Source organism: Bradyrhizobium sp. 31Argb (assembly GCF_043638955.1).
Taxonomy (GTDB): Bacteria; Pseudomonadota; Alphaproteobacteria; order Rhizobiales; family Xanthobacteraceae; genus Bradyrhizobium.
In genome coordinates this window covers 1-1949 of sequence record NZ_JBEGDB010000545.1, presented here as the reverse complement: position 1 = coordinate 1949, position 1949 = coordinate 1, and the positions used below count along the sequence as shown (strand labels likewise).

1 protein-coding gene is annotated in these 1949 nt (G+C 64.4%); it reads right to left on the bottom strand.

All coding sequences use genetic code 11. From position 1 onward, the window contains the following. Nucleotides 1-110 precede the first annotated feature (110 nt). A complete protein-coding gene (locus AAFX91_RS41200; RefSeq protein ID WP_394570296.1) occupies nt 111-1646 on the bottom strand; it encodes a L,D-transpeptidase family protein in 1536 nt (511 codons plus the stop codon). Nucleotides 1647-1949: the final 303 nt, after the last annotated feature.

Sequence of the window (1949 nt, the reverse complement as noted above, 5' to 3'; positions counted from 1 at the left end):
GGGCGAAGCCGCGAGGCTTCCCCCTATCCCGATCCGCTTGCCGAGGCATGGATTGCTTCGCTGCGCTCGCAATGACGACAGAGGAAGCGCTGGCCCTCGCGGCGCCGCGCCTACTTCATCGCTCCGAAGCGGCCGTCGAAGGAGTTCGGCTGCACGATCGGCTGCGAGCCGGAGAGTTGCGTGTCCTTGGCGGCCGGCGCGGCTGCGGCGGTCGAGGTCGCCGGCGCATCGGTGACGGTCGGCTTGAGCGTCGGCTTGACGGCGGCGAGCTTGGTGTCGGGCTTCGGTGCGACGCGAACGACCGATTGCGGCTTGGTCTGAGCAGCCTTGATCTCAACAGCCTTGGCGTCGGCAGCCCTGGCCTCGACCGCCTTCGGCTTCGCGGCCGCCGCGGGTGCGGAGGGCGGCACGCTGGTGGCGGCGGCGTTGGCGTCGGCCGTGGCGCCGATCCCGACCTTGCGGGCGATGCTGGAGAAGAAGCCTTCCGACTGCTCGCCTGACTGCGTCGCGGGCGTCGCGGAAGCGACCTTGGTCGACGAGGTCGATGAGGTCGACGACACCGCCACCACCGGCTCTTCGGGCTGCGCCAGGTTCGGCTTCGGCGGATTGACGGTGGACGGGATCGTGCCGGGCGCACGCGCCAACTGCAGCGACGCCAGGCTCTGGCTGTCGCCGCCCTCGGAGAGGCCGGTACTGCCCTCCGGCAGCTTGGAGGCAAAGATCTTGTTCATGCCGCCATCGATGCCGGTGTTCATCCGCGCCACTGGCGTGCCCTTGGAGATCAGCTTGGCGACTTCGGCCGCCTCCTGCTGCTGCCTCTCGCGCACGGCGCTCGCGATTTCGTCCGGGATCACATAGGCAGGGCACTTGGCGGACGCATCGAATGCCGGATCGCGGGTAGCGCCCGCAGGTTTGGCGGCGTCGAAGACATATTTCCTCTCGCAGAAGTCGACCTTCGGCTCCTGCTTCGTCACCTCGAAATGGTCGTAGCCTTCCTTGATCATCTTCCAGAAAGGCATGTTCGGGTTGTTGCGGTGCTTGGCCATGTTCACCGGCGTCATCCGGAACGGATAGGCCTGCAACTGGAATGCCTTCTGGCCGCCAAAGAAGGACTCGCGGCCGAGCGAATAGATCTCCGCGATCTGCTCGTCGGTCATCGCGTAGCAGCCGCGCGAGGAGCAGTCGCCATGCACCATCAACTGCGAGCCGGTGCGGCCGAGCGCCTTGTCGAAGGCGTTGGGATAGCCGGTGTTGAAGGAGAGATAGTAGGCCGATTGCGGGTTCATCTGGCCGGGGCTGATCGTATAGAAGCCCTCCGGCGCCTGGCGGTCGCCCTCGCGGATCTTCGGGCCCAGATCGCCGGACCAGCGGCAGATCGGATAGGTCTTCAGCAGCGCGAACCTGCCGGAGCGGTCCTGCTTCCAGACTTCGAGCTCGGCTTCCTGCTTGAACAGGCGGACCAGGATCGGCGACTGCAGATCCATGTCCTTTTCGGCAATCGCCGCGACCAGCTTCGGCGGCACCGGCTGGTTGGCCTTGGCATTCGATGCGAGTGAGATGTCGTCGCTATTGCAACCGGCGAGCAATACAGCGGCCGCAAGGGCAGCCGAGGCCAGAAGCGCGCGAACCAGCGTGCGGTGATTCAAGTCCAAGCTCCACACCCACCAGGCATTTCGGGCAACCCCAAGTCAGCCTTTATGCCTTGAAGCGATCGTTAAAATACTAACCTTTGGACTTCCCACCCGCAACCTGAACGGGGTCCGGCGGGCCGGAACCATGACAGGCATGGTCAAGCAAGGGTTAAAAACCCGCCTCTAGGCCGAATTGCGGCCAAACTGGCCGACCTGGAGCAAAATGCCGCGATTTGCGGCCAGCTAGGCCGTGTGGACTCTTGGGATTCTCAAATCAGATTGAACGTGATTCAAGGCTTTCTTTTAGGAGGAAGCCTT